Below are 15,701 nucleotides of genomic sequence, written 5' to 3' on the forward strand. Positions count from 1 at the left end.
CCATAACTACGACTCATAGAATCGGAGTTATGGAGGGGCTTGTGGCGCAGCCCGGCCCTTTCCCCCTTCCTTCACGGACCAAAGCCCGCGCATGGCGCAAGGAGGTCCAGCAGAGTGAAAGCACGTATCAATTCAACGGAGTGGCACGATGACCAAACGTATCCTGGTAGTTGGCGCCGGCTTTGCCGGCATGTGGAGCGCCCTGAGCGCGGCGCGCCTGATCGACCAGCAGGGAGAGACGGGCATAGAGATCGCGCTGATCGCCCCCCAGCCGGAGCTGCATGTGCGTCCGCGCCTCTATGAAGTGGGTGCCGCGCAGATGCGGGCGCCGCTCAAGGAGATCTTCGATGCGGTTGGCGTCAGGTTCATCCAGGGCACGGTGGAGCGGATCCACGCGGACCGCCACGAAGTCGAGGTGGTCGGCGTCGATCAGGTCCGCTCCACCGTGGCGTATGACCGCCTTGTGCTGGCTACGGGCAGCCGCCTGTTCCGCCCGCAAATCCCCGGCCTGGACAAGCACGCATTCAGCGTCGACCAGGTTGATGAAGCGGCCGAGCTGGAGGCGCATATCAAGCGTCTGGCCGACCATCCCGCATCCCTTGCGCGCAATACCGTGGTGGTGGCTGGCGGCGGCTTCACCGGCATCGAGACAGCCGCGGAAATGCCGGCGCGCCTGCGCGAGGTGCTGGGGGAGGACGCCGACGTGAACGTCATCGTGGTCGATCGCAACGACGAAGTGGCGGCCGAACTCGGTGCCGGGCCGCGCCCCGTTATCACGCAGGCACTCGATGCACTTGGCGTCAGCTGGCGGCTTGGCTCCGCGGTGGCATCCGTCGACGAGAATGGCCTGACCACCGCGGACGGACAACGCATCGATGCCAGGACGGTGATCTGGACTGCCGGCGTGCGCGCGAGTTCGCTGACGCAGCAGATCCCCGCGCAGCGCGATGCGTTCGGCCGCCTGCACGTGGACAGCAGCCTGCGCGTCAAGGGCGTGGACACCGTGTTCGCCACCGGCGACGTCGCCTATGCCGCGACGGACGATGAAGGCAACTACGCCGCGATGTCGTGCCAGCACGCGATGAACCTTGGCCGTTCGGCAGGACACAATGTGGCGGCGGATCTGCTCGGCCTTGCGCCGATCCCGTACAGCCAGCCGAAGTACGTCACCTGCCTGGACCTGGGTCCGTGGGGTGCGATTTATACCGAGGGCTGGGAGCGCGAAGTCAGGCTCGTGGGTGCCGATGCCAAGAAGCTGAAGAGCCAGATCAACTCGGAGTGGATCTATCCGCCCAGCGCCGATCGCGCGGAAGCACTGGCCGCGGCCGATCCGAACCGCATCGTGGTGGCGTGATCGGAAGCCCGGCAACGTTCGCTCGCGCGGCGTTGCCGGATGTCCTGATGGCAGGATAGCAAGGGCAAAGGTAAAGGCCGGACCGTCAATTGCGCTGACGGTCCGGCCTTTACCTGCTGGCGTCGGCCGAATCGCCTTGGCCTAGTCCCTGGTATCCGTGTCGCGGTCGCCGCGACGATGCGTGGCGCGGTCCGTCAGCCACTGCACCACATGCGGCCCGAAGCTGGCGTTTGCCTTGGCGAGGGTCCGTTCGGCCAGGTCGGCGAGGGTATGTTTTGACAGCTCTTGCCGCATGGCCTTTTCCGCCGCCTGCATCACCGCATGGATGGAACAGACGCCGCGCGTGGCCCAGGCGGGCGGCGCATCCTCGAACAGCGCGCAGCGCGAGCGGATCTCGCGGCAATCGAACAGTGCCTTGTCTCCGTCGATGGCTTCCACGACATCCTGGACGGTGATCTTCCCTGCCGGCCGCGCCAGCGAAAAGCCGCCGCGAATGCCCTCGGTTGCCACCACCAGGCCGGCCTTGGCAAGCTTGGTGAACAGCTTGGCGAGGTATTCGACAGGCACGCCTTGCAGGTCGGCGAGGTCCCGCACGCTGGCGCCTTTGGTGCCCGGCGGCGGGTCCACGAGGAACAGCAGGCAATGCAGTCCGTATTCGACACCTGTGCTGATGTGGGACATGACTTAACTAAGATGAATTGAATCGTAGTTTTAGCCTATAGGGAATCGATGCAAAGCGCAAGACGGTGCCGCCGCCCGCCATGCCACCGCGCGCCGGTCCGGCCGCGGGTCAGGCGATCGTATCGACCACGCCGCCATCCACGCGCAGCGCGGCGCCAGTGGTAGCCGATGCCTGGGGCGAGCAGGCATACACGATCATGTTGGCGACTTCCTCGACGGTGGCGGCGCGCTGGATGATGGAAGACGAGCGGTGCGTCTTCACAAAATCCGCCGCCACCTCCTCGGCGGATTGCCCCGTGCTTGCGATCGCGTCCTTGAGCATATCGGTGACGCCTTCGGACAGCGTGGGGCCAGGCAGCACGGCGTTGACCGTCACGCCGGTGCCGGCGAGCCGTTTGGCCAGCCCGCGCGAAACGGCGAGTTGCGCGGTCTTGGAGAAACCGTAGTGGATCATGTCGGCGGGGATATTCAGCGCCGATTCCGACGAGACGAACACGATCCGCCCCCATTTGCGCCCGGCCATCGACGGCGCATAGGCGCGCGACAGCCGCACGCCGGACATGACGTTGGTTTCGAAGAAGCGGGTCCACTCGCTGTCGGGCGTCTCGAAGAAGTCCTGCGGCTTGAAGATGCCCAGGTTGTTCACCAGGATATCGACCCGGGGGTATTGCGCCACCAGCCGGATGCAGGCTTCGGGGTCGGCAAGGTCACCGACGAAGCCCGCCACATCGGCGCCGGGCACGGCGCCGCGCAGCGTTTCCAGGGCCTTGCCCACCGTGGCCTCGCTGCGGCCGTTGACGATCACGCGGGCGCCCGCGCCGGCGAGCCCTTTTGCCGCGGCGAAGCCGATGCCGGCGGTGGATCCTGAAACGAGGGCGATCTTGCCCGAGAGGTCAATCTTCATGTTGATTCCTGGTTGGCAGGCATCCGGGACGGAGGCCGATTGACCCAGTGTATTGGCTCCGCGCAAATGGGCAAGGAGGTGCGGGGCGTACGACAGCAGGGATCGGCGTATCATCCACTTCCATCATGCATTGGAGCCCGGGCGATGAAATCCCGTTGGTCTGTTCCCACTGTCGCATTATCCGCAGCCGTGGCGCTGCTGGCTGGCTGCACCGGCCCGGTCGAGTTCTCGGCAGGCGGCCCCGATACCGTATCCCCGGCGAATCCGGATTCCCTCGACTTCGGTCCGATGGACCGCTCGATCGCGCAATGCAAGGCCGCCTCGCAACAGGCCGGCACGGGGCAGTGCGCCAAGGTGCGGGCCTATGAAGCGTGCATGAAGGGCAGGGGCTATTTCACGCTGATGGGTCCCGAGAACCCGTCCGGATGCGGCGAACCGTCCTGGCAACAGGATGTGCGCAAGCTGCTTCGCTGAGGGCCTGCCATGTGAGGGCCTTGTGCGCGCGTCCGGCGCGCCGCGGCGATCTGCGTGATGCCACACGATGCTTTGCGCTTCCCCTCGCGGATGTAACGCGAAAGCCGCAACGTTGTGGCGCAGGCCTCGCCAGCCCGGCCTCCCCGGCCCGCTTGCCGCCCGGCCTGGGCGCGCCCTTTCTCTGCACGTACAATCCCTGTTTTTACTTGATCTTCAGGCCCTGATCTCACATGACCACTATCGGCACCCCTCTCTCGCCTTCCGCGACCAAAGTCATGCTGCTGGGCTCCGGCGAGCTTGGCAAGGAAGTCCTGATCGCGCTGCAGCGGCTCGGCGTTGAAACGATCGCGGTGGACCGCTATGAAAACGCACCCGGACAGCAGGTCGCCCACCATGCGCGCACCATCGCCATGAGCGACCCGGAGCAGCTCAAGGCGCTGATCGAAGCCGAGAAGCCGGACCTGGTGGTGCCGGAGATCGAAGCGATCGCCACGCAGATGCTGGAGACGCTGGAAGCCAGCGGCGTGGTGCGCGTCATTCCCACGGCGCGCGCGGCGCGCCTGACCATGGACCGCGAAGGCATCCGCCGCCTGGCCGCCGAAACGCTGGGCGTGCCCACGAGCCCGTACAAGTTCTGCGATTCGCTGGAAGAACTGCAGGCCGCCATCGACGGCGGCATCGGCTACCCGTGCGTGGTCAAGCCAGTGATGAGCAGTTCCGGCAAGGGCCAGAGCAAGATCGACGGCGCCGCCGATGTCAAGGCCGCTTGGGACTACGCCATGGCCGGCGGCCGGGTCAGCCACGGCCGCGTGATCGTGGAAGGCTTTATCGATTTCGACTATGAAATCACGCTGCTGACGGTGCGCGCGATCGGCGCCGGCGGCCAGGTCGAGACGCAGTTCTGCGAACCGATCGGCCATGTGCAGGTGAGCGGCGACTACGTGGAAAGCTGGCAGCCGCATCCCATGCATCCCGCCGCGCTGCGGAAGTCGCAGCAGATCGCGCAGGCCGTTACCGCCAACCTGGGCGGGCAGGGCCTGTTCGGCGTGGAGCTGTTTGTCAAGGGCGAGCAGGTCTGGTTCAGCGAAGTCAGCCCGCGTCCGCACGACACCGGCATGGTGACCATGATCACCCAGTGGCAGAACGAGTTCGAGCTGCATGCGCGCGCCATTCTCGGCCTGCCGGTCAGCACCGCGCTCAAGAGCCCGGGCGCCAGCGCGGTGATCTATGGCGGCGTGGATGCGCAAGGCGTGGTGTTCGACGGCGTGGACGAGGCGCTGCGCGTGCCGCAGACCGAGCTGCGCCTGTTCGGCAAGCCGGAGAGCTTTGCCAAGCGCCGCATGGGCGTGGCACTGGCGTATGACGCCGATGTGGAAACCGCCCGCGTCCGCGCTAAGGATGCGGCGGGGCGCGTCAAGGCACGCACGGCCGGCTAAGGGCGCCACGGCAGGCTGGCGGCGAATCCAGGCGCTTCTATACTTCGAGGCATCGGCAACACCGGTGGATTGGCCAGTCCTGCTGCTGGGCCGCGGGTGAAGCCGGCGGCATGCGCGTATTGGCGCTCTCCGGCGGTGTGCCGGGGCCGGGACGGTGCGTGCGCGCCGAGTCCTGGCGTCCCACTGCCGGAGGTGCTGTCATGCCACTCGCTCCCCAAAACCTGCCAAGGCCCGGCGGCCCGGTCTTCCTGGCCGATGGCGGGCTCGAGACCACGCTGGTTTTCCTGGAAGGCATCGAATTGCCATGCTTTGCCGCGTTTCCGCTCGTGCTCAGCGACGAGGGGCTGCAGCGGCTGGAGCGCTACTTCGTGCCGTATCTGCGCACGGCCGTGGAGCGCGGGGTCGGATTCGTCCTCGATACGCCGACCTGGCGGGCCAACGCGGACTGGGGCGGCAAGCTTGGTTTTTCGCCACAGGCCGTAGCCGATGCGAATCGCCGGTCGGTCGCCTGGGCGGCGGGCCTCGGCGCGGCCTTTGCCACGCCGGATACAACGATCGTCATCAACGGCGTGGTTGGCCCGCGCGGCGATGGCTACCAGCCCGGCATCCGGATGAGCGAGGACGAGGCCCGCCATTACCATGCCCCGCAGATCGAGGCGCTGCGCGAGGCGGGCGCTGACATGGTCACTGCCGTGACCATGACCTATCCGGACGAGGCGATCGGCATCGTGCGTGCCGCAAGCGCCGCCGGTGCGCCTGTCGCGGTTTCCTTTACCGTCGAAACCGACGGCAAGCTGCCATCGGGCGACACCCTGGGCGCGGCGATCGAACGGGTCGACCGCGAGACGGCGGGCGGTCCGCTCTACTACATGATCAACTGCGCGCACCCGAGCCATTTCGAGGCAGCCGTCTCCACCGGAGAGCCCTGGACCGCGCGTATCGGCGGCGTGCGTGCCAATGCCTCAGCCAAGAGTCACGCGGAACTCGATGAAGCGCAAACGCTGGATGCCGGCGATCCGGTTGACCTTGGGGAGCGATATCTGGGGCTGTGCCGGCATCTGACGAAGATGTCGGTGCTGGGCGGATGTTGCGGGACCGATCACCGGCATATCGTCGCGATCTGCGATGCCGTATTGAGGCCCCCGGGGAGATAGCCACCGGGCAACGCAGGAAGCGGGCGCGATAAACTCCCCCCTTTCTCCTGACGGGATCCCCCAATGCCTGGCCACATTGGCATCGTTGCCTGCTCCGCCGAAGGCGCGGCGCTTTGCTATCGCACCATCTGCATGGAAGGCAGCCGCCTGCTGGGGGCGCATGCGCATCCCGAGATATCGATGCACACGCCTTCGCTCGCCGAGTATGTCAGGTGCCTCGATCGCGGCGACTGGGAAGCGGTAGGTGAGTTGATGCTCACCTCCGCCGGAAAGCTTGCCGGCATGGGTGCCGATTTCCTGATTTGCCCCGACAACACCATCCACCAGGCGTTGCCTTACGTGCTGCCGCGTTCGCCGCTGCCGTGGCTGCATATTGCCGAGGCAGTCGCCGACAGCGCGGTGCAGCGCGGCTTCACCCGCCTTGGCGTGACCGGCACGCGCTGGCTTGTCGACAGCGAGGTGTACCCCGAGAAGCTCGGCGCGCGTGGTCTCGGGTTCGTGCGGCCGGACCACGCCGAGCGCGCCGAGATCAACCGCATCATCATGGATGAACTGGTTGGCGGCATCGCCACGCCGGAAGCGCTCGCTTACTTCCAGCAAGTCATCGAGCGGATGAAGGGGCAGGGATGCGACGCCGTGGTGCTTGGCTGCACGGAAATCCCGCTGATCGTGAATGACGCCAATTCGCCGCTGCCTACGCTGGATTCCACGCGATTGCTGGCGCGGGCGGCGCTGCGCCGGGCGGTGCAGGGCGCACATTGACGCCCGGCGGCGTTGCTGCTTCGGGCGTAGTATTGGCGGTCTGGCGATTCCCCGGAAGAGGCCTGGCCATGACCAGCAAGCCGATCAAGATCCCTGGACCCGATCATCCGATCACGATCGAGGCCAACCCGTCGCGCGTCGTGGTGTCCATCGGCGGCGTCGTGATCGCCGACACGCGCGAAGCCCTGACGCTGCAAGAGGCATCGTATCCCGCAGTGCAATACATCCCGCGCAAGGACGTCGACATGTCGCGGCTTGCCCGCACCGGCCACGCCACCTACTGCCCGTACAAAGGCGACTGCGCCTACTACAGCATCCCCTCGGGCGGCGAGCGGTCGGTCAATGCGGTGTGGACCTATGAGGCGCCATATCCCGCCGTTGCGGCGATCGGGGATCACCTGGCTTTCTATCCGGGCCGCGTCGACGCAATCGAGGAGCGGGCAAGCTAGCGCACCGGGCCTGGCGCCCGGCGTCGCGCCATTGTCAGTCATCCCTGATTTTCGCTGAGGCAAGATGCCGGCCGCGCGCCACGGGCGTCACTTCCGGCGCATTGCGCGGCTGCGGGATGGGATTGGCCGGCGAGGCCGGCTATGACTATAGTCACTGCATCCTGTCGTCCAGATCATGCCTGATCGATCTTTCCAGCCCGGCACGCTGTGGCCGGCCATCCTGCGCCAGACGGCGCACGCCCTGCGTTGCGGGGCGCTGCGTCCGATCGAGACCATCCAGGCGGTCATCGAGGATGGTGGCGTACGCTTCCTGGTGCGGCAGGTCTCCAGCCTCGCGCGCAAGGATCAGGACAAGGCCCGGCAACGCGACGCCAGCGCGGCGGTCAACCCGTTCCTTCCTTACGATCCGGACCTGTTCGTCGCCGATATCTCGGACACCCACGTGGCGCTGCTGAACAAGTTCAACGTCATCGATCATCACCTGCTCATTGTCACCCGCCGTTTCGAATCGCAGGACGCGCTGCTTGCTCTGGCGGATTTCGAGGCGCTGCTGGTATGCATGGCCGAGTTTGATGCGGTGGGTTTCTACAACGGGGGAGCGGCTGCCGGCGCAAGCCAGCGCCACAAGCACTTGCAGATGGTGCCGCTGCCGCTCGGCCCGGATGGCCCGGCGCTGCCAATCGCGCCCTTGCTGGCTTCGGCGCGGTACAGCCGTCGGGRCCGTATAACTTGCTGGTCACGCGGTTGGGGATGCTGCTCGTGCCTAGGTCGGCGGAGTGCGTGGAGGGAATTTCGGTGAATACGCTGGGGTTCGCGGGGTCGTTTTTTGTGCGGGATGGGGCGCAGATGCGAATTGTGGAGCGGGTTGGGCCGATGGGGATGTTGGGGAGGGTTGCGGGTGCGGCTTTGGTTTGAAAGTGGTTTTTGGCTGGCGTCAAAGGACGTGCGGCCTCGACGGCGGTGCCGCCAGAACGCAGACTAAAGAAAATCCTGGGGCGCCGAAAAAAACTTTGCGTACTGAGCGGGTCCGAGTCCGGCGTGGGTAGTGTATTAGGCACAATTGAATAAAATACTGGGCTGCACTCGGATTTCGTCAACGATGCCCCGTGCCAGGTCGACCCTATCATTGCGGCCAGCATCGCCTCGTTCGGATTCGTCTTCATTCACCCGTTCATGGATGGTAACGGTCGGCTGTCCCGGTTCATGTTTCACAAGGCCCTGTGCATGTCAGGAATACGGCTACGCTGAATTGTTGTCTCGGCAGCGCTTTCATTGACAGRCATTCGGATATCGAACGCCGGGGCTTTGGTCCCGGGCCTGCTTCCGCCTGCCAGTTCCTGTCGTGCCGCAAACAATCCCGTCTCGTTTCCCGTGGTTCCTGGCCAAAGGGAGCGGCATCCGCTCGACAGCCAAAATAAAGGTAAATATCAATCCGGGAACGCCGTTATAGGGTTTGGGCTGGCAAGGTTGTCCCGTGATTGCATCCGCATCGGGCAGGAATCCCTGAGTATCGACGCTGGCCAAGTCAGATCGTATCGCCTGCAGTGTGATTCGATGTGCCCAACAAGTACAACCTGGTAGGCCCGAACTCTTGCCTCTTGAAATGGCTACCGCCCCGGCCAGTCCCTGTACCGGCCGGAGGCGCTTCTCTCCCTCTCGTTTCCTGCTGGCCCTGCTTGCCGCCAGCCTGTGCGTGCAGTCGCAGGGGACCGCTGCGGACACGGCCCCGCAACGTTCCGAGGCGGTGGCACGGGTGGTATTCAGCCTGCTCGGCTATGCCCGCTGGCCCTCGGAGCGAGACGTCTTGCGCCTTTGCATAGACGGATCCGCCCGCTACGCCGCCAAACTCTCGGAAGGCGGGATCCTGGCGACCGGGCGCTCCGTGCAAGCCAGGCGCATCGAACTCCTGGATGCCGGGATGACCACGGGCTGCGATTCCGTCTATCTGGGCGTCATGACGGATGTCAGGCGCAAGAAGGTGGCAACGGAGCTGAGCGGGCGCCCCGTCCTCGTCATCACGGAGGAAGACTTCGAGTGCGAGGTCGGCAGCATGTTCTGCCTCAACGTCGCCGATGGCCGCGTTACCTTCCGCGTCAACCTGGATTCCGTTGCCCGTAGCGGGATTCACATCCATCCGGGCGTGCTGCAGCTCGGCCGCCGCCGGGGGCCGCCGTCATGACCATGCCATCCCGGCCCGACGCAGCGGTATCGCGCCCGACGCTGTACAACACGCTGCGCCGCATCCACTTCGGCGTGGCGCTGATCGCGGTCTGCACCGCCGGCATCTCGCTGACCGCGCTCGGACTGGCGGCGCTGCGCGTGTATGCCGACCACAACCTGCACCTGGTGGCCCGCTCCGTCGCCTATACGCTGGAGGCGCCGGTGGTGTTCCGCGACCAGGCGGCCGCTAGCGAGGCACTGGTGGCGATCGCCGCGGCGGAGGTGGCCGAGGCCAGCGTCTATGACAGGGACAACCGGCTGCTGGCCGAATGGCAGCGCCCGGAAGGCGCGCGGTTCTCCGGCCTGCAGCGCCTGGCGAGCCGCCTGATGGCGCTGGGCCCGGTGGAACAGGTGATCCTGCATGAAACGCAGCCGGTTGGCACCGTTCGGCTGACCGGCGATCCCGCCAACCTGCTGCGCTTCGTGCTGAGCGGCCTGCTCGGCTTGCTGGCTTGCCTGCTGCTCACCGCGGTCAGCGCGCACTATCTGTCGAGCCGCATGCTGGTCCACATCATCGAGCCGGTGCGCAACCTGATGCACGTAGCCCACGCGGTGCGTTCGGAGCGTGCCTTCGACCGGCGTACGCCCCCGGCCCATATTGCCGAACTCAACGCGCTCGGCGAGGACTTCAACGGCCTGCTCGACGAGCTTGAGACCTGGCAGAACCAGCTCCAGCACGAGAACCGCTCGCTGGCACACCGCGCCAGCCACGATAGCCTGACCGGCCTGCTCAACCGGGCGGCATTCGAAGACGCATTGCAGCGCACCGTGCGCCTTGCCACCGCCACGAAGACGCATGCGGGCGTGCTCTACCTGGATAGCGACGCGTTCAAGGAGATCAATGACAGCTTCGGCCACGCCGCGGGGGACGAAGTGCTGTTCGACATTGCGCAGCGCATCCGCTCCTGCGTGCGCGAGGGCGACGTGGTCGCGCGGCTGGGCGGGGACGAGTTCGCCGTGCTGGTGACGGCGCTGCGCAAGCCGGCCGACATCATCCAGGTCGCGGAGCATATCCTGATTCGCATGCGGGATCCGGTTCAACTGTCGAGCGGAACCCGCATCGACGCGTCGCTGAGCATCGGCCTGTCCGTGTTTCCCGTGCACGCGCAAACGGCCGCCGCCTTGCTGCGGACCGCGGACGAAGCCATGTATCAGGCCAAGCGCAGATCGGGGGGGCGCTGGCAAAGCGCGGAACCGCGCCTGGTCACGGTGCAAGCCGAACAGGCATAGAAGAAGAAAACCGAAGCGGAAGCGGAAGCCGATGCGGAAACAGGAGTATCCATCGTGTTATCGAACTTGCGAGGCATCGGAGGCTGGGGCATGGCTGCCGCCCTGATCGCCATGACGCTTGCCCTGGGCGCCTGCCAGACCGTGCCTGTCTCCACACTCACCGCCACGCAAGTCGACGCGCTGCAGCAGCAGGGTTTCAAACTGACCGAAAACGGCTGGGRACTGGGCTTGTCGGAGAAGGTTCTCTTCGGCTTGAACGAGGATGTCATCAGCGGCGACCAGCAAGCGACCGTGCAACGGATAGGGCTGGCGCTGACGGGCGCGGGCATCGATCAGGTCAGGCTGGATGGCCATACGGACGATTCAGGCTCGGCCGACTATAACCAGCAACTGTCGGTGCGGCGTGCGGAGGCGGTGGCCAATGTGTTCGCCACGGCGGGATTCCTGCCTGAGAAGATCGAGGTACGAGGGCTGGGCAAGAGCAAGCCGGTGGCGGACAACCGCACGGCGGCCGGCCGCGCGGAGAATCGGCGGGTGGCTATCGTGGTGACGATTGATTAGCCGGTCGAATAGCCGATCGATTTGTAAATAGAGAGAGCTTTCCTCGCGCCTGATCATGCGATCGGCGCGAGCCGGACCCGTGATGCCGCGCCGGCTCCCGCTGCCGGCGCGGACTCTCGCAACGGCGAGGCTAGCGTACGCCCCGTGCGAGCTTCTCCTGCGCCCAGCTGACCGCCTCGCGCGCGGGCGCCAGGCCGGTCTTCTCCACGCGCTGTGCCAGCTCGAACACGCGCTCGCGGATATGGGCCACCTCGGCCAGCACCGCGGCTTCATCGGCGCCGCCGAGATACTCGCGGGCGCAACTGATGATGCCGCCGGCATTGATCAGGAAATCGGGCGCATAGAAGATGCCGCGGCGCTGCAGGGTGTCGCCTTCATCCAGCGAGGCCAACTGGTTGTTGGCGCCGCCTGCGATGATCTTGAACTGGCACTGCTCGGCAACCGCCGGGGTGATCACGGCACCGAGCGCGCAGGGCGCGAAAACATCGGCGGCGACGCTGGTGATGGCGGTTGTCGGCACGGCATGCGCGCCAAACTGCTCGCGCGCTTGCTCCGCCCTGGCGCCGTTGATGTCGGCCACGATCAGTCTGGCGCCGGCTTCATGCAGCCGGCGGCACAGGTCCCAGCCGACCGAGCCAAGCCCTTGCACGGCAACGGTCACGCCTTGCAGGGTGTTGCGGTCGAGCACATAGCGCACGGCGGCTTCGATGCCGACGAACACGCCATAGGCGGTCTTGGGCGAGGGGTTGCCGCCGAAAGTGCCTTCGCGCGGCATGCCGCTGATGTAGCGGGTCTGCGTGCGGGCGGCGACCATGTCTTCCACCGTGGTGCCGACGTCCTCGGCAGTGATGTAGCTGCCGTCCAGCGATTCGACCAGCCGGCCGAAGGCGCGGAAGAGCTGAGCGCGGTCATGCTGCGCCGGGGTGCGCAGGATGACGGCCTTGCCGCCGCCGAAGGGCAGGTCGGCGAGCGCGTTCTTGTAGGCCATGCCTTGCGACAGGCGCAGGGCGTCGGTCAGGGCATCGCTCTCGGCGGGATAAGTCCAGTAGCGGCAGCCGCCGAAAGCGGGGCCAAGGCTGGTGCTGTAGATGGCGATGATGGCCTGCAGGCCGGATTCGGGGTCGGTGGCGAGCGTGACGCGCTCGTGGGTCGGGCCTTCGCCGGTGCCGAACAGGCGGCCGGCGGCCTCTGGGGTGGTGCGTTCAGTCAAAGCGTCTTCTCCATGAAGATTGGGAATGCAAAGGGGTAGCTTCGCTTTCCTGGTGMGCCGCATTGGGTGGCAAGGCGGTGCAGTGGCGACGGTGGCCGGGCGGCTGCCGTCTTGACAAGGCCGGGCTGCCATTGTGTGGCTGCCCGGCCTCGGGTAAACGCTTGGTGCCGCGCACTGGCGCGGAACCGGTGCTGGATCTTACCGGCAAATCGCGGCTGGATGAAGAGGGCGGTGTGTGCGCGGCACCGCGACACCTATACTTGGAGTGAGGTAATCCTCAACCCCGAGCGATGGGCGAGGAGGAATCTACCCGGTGGCCTCCGCCCCTCGCGTGCAAGGAGGAAGCCATGTTCCAGCATCTGCTGCTACCCGTCGACGGCTCGCCACTGTCCGAATCCGCTTTCAGGAAGGCGCTGGTGTTTGCCCGCGAGGCGCGAGCTCGGGTCACTCTGATCCGTGTGATCCCGGATTTCCATGTCTATACGTACCAGGTGGAGATGCTGGCCAATACCCGTGCGCGGTTCGAGCGGGAGGCCACCAGCAACGTGGCGGACTATTTGAAGACCCTGGCCGCCGAAGCCGAGGCGGCGGGCGTGTCTTGCGAGACCCTTGGCGTGATGCAGGACCACCCGTATCAGGCGATCATCCAGGCTGCCCAGGACAAGGGCTGCGACCTGATCGTGATGGCCTCGCACGGGCGCCGCGGCGTGCAGGGCGTGCTGATCGGCAGCGAGACCAACAAGGTGCTGACGCACAGCAATATCCCAGTGCTGGTGTATCGCTAGCGGCGCTTGAGCGGGGGTGCCGACAGGGCCGGCATGCGCATTCGCTCTCGCTCTTCTAGGCGGGAACGGTGGCCGTCTGACTCGATCCCGTCCAGTCCAGCACCACCTTGCCGCTATTGCCCGACAGCATGGCGGCAAAACCGGCTTCGAAGTCGCCGACGCTGTAGCGATGGGTGATCATGGGCGTCAGGTCGAGGCCGCTTTGCAGCATGGCGACCATCTTGTACCAGGTCTCGAACATCTCGCGGCCGTAAATCCCCTTGATCTCCAGCCCCTTGAAAATCACCTGGTTCCAGTCGATCGCCATCTTCGACGGCGGAATGCCGAGCATGGCGATCTTGCCGCCGTGGTTCATGTGCTCGAGCATGGTGGCGAAGGCGGTCGGCACGCCGGACATCTCCATGCCCACATCGAAGCCTTCCGTCATATGCAGCTCGGCGGCCACGTCTTTCAGATTCTCGTGCTGCACGTTGACGACGCGGTTGGCGCCCATCCTGCGCGCCAGCGCGAGACGGTAGTCGTTGACGTCAGTGATCACCACATTGCGCGCGCCCACATGGCGCGCGATGGCGGCGGCCATGATGCCGATGGGGCCGGCGCCGGTGATCAGCACGTCCTCGCCCACCAGGTTGAAAGACAGCGCGGTATGAGTGGCGTTGCCGAAAGGATCGAAGATGGCGGCGATCTCGTCCGGGATGTCGTCGGGAATGCGGAAGGCGTTAAAGGCCGGAATCACCAGGTACTCGGCGAACGCGCCGGGCCGGTTCACGCCCACGCCCACCGAATTGCGGCACAGGTGGCGGCGCCCGGCGCGGCAGTTGCGGCAAAAGCCGCAGGTGATGTGCCCTTCGCCGGACACGCGGTCGCCGATTTCCAGCCCGCGTACCTCCTGCCCGATGGCGACGATCTCGCCGACGTACTCATGCCCGACCTGCATCGGCACGGGGATGGTGTTCTGCGCCCACTCGTCCCATTTCCAGATGTGGATGTCGGTGCCGCAGATGGCGGTCTGGCGGATGCGGATCATCACATCGTTGTGGCCGACTTCCGGCTCGGGCACCTCGGTCATGGTCAGGCCGGGCGCGCGTTCAAGTTTGGCGAGGGCTTTCATGGGGAGCCTCCTGCACGAAGCTTAGGCGATGGCGCCGAACTTGCGGCCGACCTTTGCAAACGCGGCAACGGCCCGCTCGATCTGCTCCGCCGTGTGCGCGGCACTCATCTGCGTGCGGATCCGCGCCCGGCCCTTGGGCACCACCGGGAAGGAGAACCCGACCACATACACATGCTCCGCCAGCAACGCGTCCGCCATGCCGGAGGCCAGCGCGGCATCGCCCAGCATCACCGGGATGATGGGATGCTCGCCAGGCACCAGCGTAAAGCCCAGCGCCGTCATCTCGCGGCGAAAATGCTCGCCGTTCTCGCGCACGCGGGCGCGCAGCGCGGCGCCTTCCTCGCTGGCCAGCAGGTCCAGCACCTTCAGCGTGGCGGCGCAGATGCTCGGCGCCAGCGAGTTGGAAAAGAGATACGGGCGCGAGCGCTGCCTCAGCAATTCCACGATTTCCCGGTGCGCGGCCACGTAGCCGCCGGAGGCCCCGCCCAGCGCCTTGCCCAGCGTACCGGTGATGATGTCCACGCGGCCCTCCACGCCGCATAGCTCCGGCGTGCCGCGCCCGTGCTCGCCGACAAAGCCTACTGCGTGCGAGTCATCCACCATCACCAGCGCGCCGTAGCGGTCCGCCAGGTCGCAGATGGATTTGAGATCGGCAATGATCCCGTCCATCGAGAACACGCCGTCGGTGGCGATCAGCTTGAAGCGCGCGCCGGCGGCATGGGCCTCGCGCAGCCGCGCCTCCAGGTCGCCCATATCGTTGTTGCGGTAGCGGTAGCGCTTTGCCTTGCACAGTCGCACGCCGTCGATGATGCTGGCATGGTTCAGTTCGTCGCTGATCACCGCATCCTGGTCATCGAGCAGCGTCTCGAACAGCCCGCCGTTGGCATCGAAGCAGCTGGAGTACAGGATGCTGTCGCCGGTGTGAAGGAATTTGGCGAGCACCGCCTCCAGCGTTTTGTGGACCGACTGCGTGCCGCAGATGAAGCGCACCGACGCCATGCCGAAGCCATCCTGCTCCAGGCCGCGCCGCGCCGCGTCGATCAGGCGGCGATCGTCGGCCAGGCCCAGGTAGTTGTTGGCGCAGAAGTTCAGCACATGCTCGCCGCCCGCGAGCCGGATGTCGGCTGCCTGCGGACTGGCAATGACGCGTTCGGCTTTGTGAAAGCCGTCGGCTCGGATGGTGTCCAGCGTATCGCGGAGGTGGGAAAGATAGCGGTCGCGCATGGGAAGCCCCTGGCTAGGTTGTTGGGCGGCGTGGCTGGCGCCAGCCTCCATGGTATGGCGAAAGCCGGAGGAATACCGGTTTGCGATGCGCGTGTTTTGTGCTGCGCTGCGCAAGTGGCGGCCGGCGCGGGCTACCGATGCTGCTA

The 15,701-nt window shown here is 66.0% G+C and carries 15 protein-coding genes and 2 pseudogenes; 12 read left to right on the forward strand and 5 right to left on the reverse strand.

Annotation, left to right across the window (positions count from 1 at the left end):
- Positions 1-148: 148 nt before the first annotated feature.
- Positions 149-1,354 (forward strand): NAD(P)/FAD-dependent oxidoreductase, encoded by a 1,206-nt coding sequence (locus AC1DKD_RS08810; protein ID WP_441627586.1) that lies wholly within the window; start codon positions 149-151, stop codon positions 1,352-1,354.
- Between the two features lie 141 nt (positions 1,355-1,495).
- On the opposite strand, the gene AC1DKD_RS08815 is transcribed toward AC1DKD_RS08810, so the two are convergent.
- The gene (locus tag AC1DKD_RS08815) at positions 1,496-2,035 is read right to left on the reverse strand and encodes an RrF2 family transcriptional regulator (protein WP_441627584.1); all 540 of its coding nucleotides are present in this window, start codon (positions 2,033-2,035) and stop codon (positions 1,496-1,498) included.
- Positions 2,036-2,144: 109 nt separating this feature from the next.
- Positions 2,145-2,939, reverse strand: coding sequence for an SDR family NAD(P)-dependent oxidoreductase (locus AC1DKD_RS08820; RefSeq protein ID WP_441627582.1), 795 nt, complete (start codon positions 2,937-2,939; stop codon positions 2,145-2,147).
- Positions 2,940-3,083: 144 nt separating this feature from the next.
- Between AC1DKD_RS08820 and AC1DKD_RS08825 the strand changes: the two genes are divergently transcribed.
- The 10 genes and pseudogenes from AC1DKD_RS08825 to yfiB all read left to right on the forward strand — a co-directional run bounded on the left by AC1DKD_RS08825 (position 3,084) and on the right by yfiB (position 11,225).
- Entirely contained in the window at positions 3,084-3,413 is a 330-nt protein-coding gene (locus AC1DKD_RS08825; protein ID WP_441627580.1) for a hypothetical protein, read from the forward strand.
- A 230-nt stretch (positions 3,414-3,643) separates the two neighbouring features.
- Positions 3,644-4,849 (forward strand): formate-dependent phosphoribosylglycinamide formyltransferase, encoded by a 1,206-nt coding sequence (gene purT, locus AC1DKD_RS08830; protein ID WP_441627578.1) that lies wholly within the window; start codon positions 3,644-3,646, stop codon positions 4,847-4,849.
- Positions 4,850-5,049: 200 nt separating this feature from the next.
- On the forward strand, positions 5,050-6,003 hold the full coding sequence (locus AC1DKD_RS08835; RefSeq protein ID WP_441627576.1) for a homocysteine S-methyltransferase family protein: 954 nt from the start codon (positions 5,050-5,052) through the stop codon (positions 6,001-6,003).
- Between the two features lie 63 nt (positions 6,004-6,066).
- Positions 6,067-6,765, forward strand: a complete 699-nt coding sequence (locus AC1DKD_RS08840; RefSeq protein ID WP_441627574.1) for an aspartate/glutamate racemase family protein — start codon at positions 6,067-6,069, stop codon at positions 6,763-6,765.
- Between the two features lie 68 nt (positions 6,766-6,833).
- Complete coding sequence (locus AC1DKD_RS08845; protein ID WP_441627572.1) at positions 6,834-7,214, forward strand: DUF427 domain-containing protein; 381 nt, start codon at positions 6,834-6,836, stop codon at positions 7,212-7,214.
- A gap of 175 nt (positions 7,215-7,389) precedes the next feature.
- Positions 7,390-8,129: pseudogene (locus AC1DKD_RS08850) on the forward strand (ATP adenylyltransferase family protein).
- A gap of 195 nt (positions 8,130-8,324) precedes the next feature.
- Positions 8,325-8,447 (forward strand): annotated as a pseudogene (locus AC1DKD_RS08855) (Fic family protein); the annotation flags it as partial.
- A 370-nt stretch (positions 8,448-8,817) separates the two neighbouring features.
- Positions 8,818-9,393: a regulatory sequestration protein YfiR gene (yfiR, locus tag AC1DKD_RS08860; protein ID WP_441627568.1), complete on the forward strand. Its 576-nt coding sequence runs from the start codon at positions 8,818-8,820 to the stop codon at positions 9,391-9,393.
- Complete coding sequence (dgcN, locus tag AC1DKD_RS08865; protein ID WP_441627566.1) at positions 9,390-10,664, forward strand: diguanylate cyclase DgcN/YfiN; 1,275 nt, start codon at positions 9,390-9,392, stop codon at positions 10,662-10,664. The genes yfiR and dgcN overlap by 4 nt, the downstream gene beginning before the upstream one ends.
- 90 nt (positions 10,665-10,754) lie before the next feature.
- Positions 10,755-11,225, forward strand: coding sequence for an outer membrane lipoprotein YfiB (gene yfiB, locus AC1DKD_RS08870; RefSeq protein ID WP_477143186.1), 471 nt, complete (start codon positions 10,755-10,757; stop codon positions 11,223-11,225).
- A gap of 130 nt (positions 11,226-11,355) precedes the next feature.
- Here the strand turns inward: yfiB and AC1DKD_RS08875 are convergent, their stop codons facing one another.
- Positions 11,356-12,498, reverse strand: coding sequence for a Leu/Phe/Val dehydrogenase (locus AC1DKD_RS08875; RefSeq protein ID WP_477143187.1), 1,143 nt, complete (start codon positions 12,496-12,498; stop codon positions 11,356-11,358).
- Positions 12,499-12,782: 284 nt separating this feature from the next.
- Here AC1DKD_RS08875 and AC1DKD_RS08880 point away from each other — a divergent pair, with 284 nt between their 5' ends.
- A complete protein-coding gene (locus tag AC1DKD_RS08880; protein WP_441627560.1) occupies positions 12,783-13,220 on the forward strand; it encodes a universal stress protein in 438 nt (145 codons plus the stop codon).
- Positions 13,221-13,275: 55 nt separating this feature from the next.
- Here AC1DKD_RS08880 and tdh read toward each other — a convergent pair whose 3' ends face one another.
- Positions 13,276-14,331, reverse strand: coding sequence for an L-threonine 3-dehydrogenase (gene tdh, locus AC1DKD_RS08885; RefSeq protein WP_441627558.1), 1,056 nt, complete (start codon positions 14,329-14,331; stop codon positions 13,276-13,278).
- Positions 14,332-14,352: 21 nt separating this feature from the next.
- Positions 14,353-15,555, reverse strand: a complete 1,203-nt coding sequence (locus AC1DKD_RS08890; protein ID WP_441627556.1) for a glycine C-acetyltransferase — start codon at positions 15,553-15,555, stop codon at positions 14,353-14,355.
- Positions 15,556-15,701 lie beyond the last annotated feature (146 nt).

The sequence above is a fragment of the Cupriavidus sp. 05T313 genome, assembly GCF_056396665.1.

What these genes read in the sequence shown, in the direction of transcription:
- tdh (WP_441627558.1), bottom strand. Translation starts at nt 14,331, where the DNA reads ATGAAAGCCCTCGCCAAACTTGAACGCGCGCCCGGCCTGACCATGACC.
- AC1DKD_RS08880 (WP_441627560.1), top strand. Translation starts at nt 12,783, where the DNA reads ATGTTCCAGCATCTGCTGCTACCCGTCGACGGCTCGCCACTGTCCGAA.
- AC1DKD_RS08820 (WP_441627582.1), bottom strand. Translation starts at nt 2,939, where the DNA reads ATGAAGATTGACCTCTCGGGCAAGATCGCCCTCGTTTCAGGATCCACC.
- AC1DKD_RS08815 (WP_441627584.1), bottom strand. Translation starts at nt 2,035, where the DNA reads ATGTCCCACATCAGCACAGGTGTCGAATACGGACTGCATTGCCTGCTG.
- yfiR (WP_441627568.1), top strand. Translation starts at nt 8,818, where the DNA reads ATGGCTACCGCCCCGGCCAGTCCCTGTACCGGCCGGAGGCGCTTCTCT.
- AC1DKD_RS08890 (WP_441627556.1), bottom strand. Translation starts at nt 15,555, where the DNA reads ATGCGCGACCGCTATCTTTCCCACCTCCGCGATACGCTGGACACCATC.
- AC1DKD_RS08825 (WP_441627580.1), top strand. Translation starts at nt 3,084, where the DNA reads ATGAAATCCCGTTGGTCTGTTCCCACTGTCGCATTATCCGCAGCCGTG.
- AC1DKD_RS08835 (WP_441627576.1), top strand. Translation starts at nt 5,050, where the DNA reads ATGCCACTCGCTCCCCAAAACCTGCCAAGGCCCGGCGGCCCGGTCTTC.
- dgcN (WP_441627566.1), top strand. Translation starts at nt 9,390, where the DNA reads ATGACCATGCCATCCCGGCCCGACGCAGCGGTATCGCGCCCGACGCTG.
- AC1DKD_RS08810 (WP_441627586.1), top strand. Translation starts at nt 149, where the DNA reads ATGACCAAACGTATCCTGGTAGTTGGCGCCGGCTTTGCCGGCATGTGG.
- purT (WP_441627578.1), top strand. Translation starts at nt 3,644, where the DNA reads ATGACCACTATCGGCACCCCTCTCTCGCCTTCCGCGACCAAAGTCATG.
- AC1DKD_RS08845 (WP_441627572.1), top strand. Translation starts at nt 6,834, where the DNA reads ATGACCAGCAAGCCGATCAAGATCCCTGGACCCGATCATCCGATCACG.
- AC1DKD_RS08840 (WP_441627574.1), top strand. Translation starts at nt 6,067, where the DNA reads ATGCCTGGCCACATTGGCATCGTTGCCTGCTCCGCCGAAGGCGCGGCG.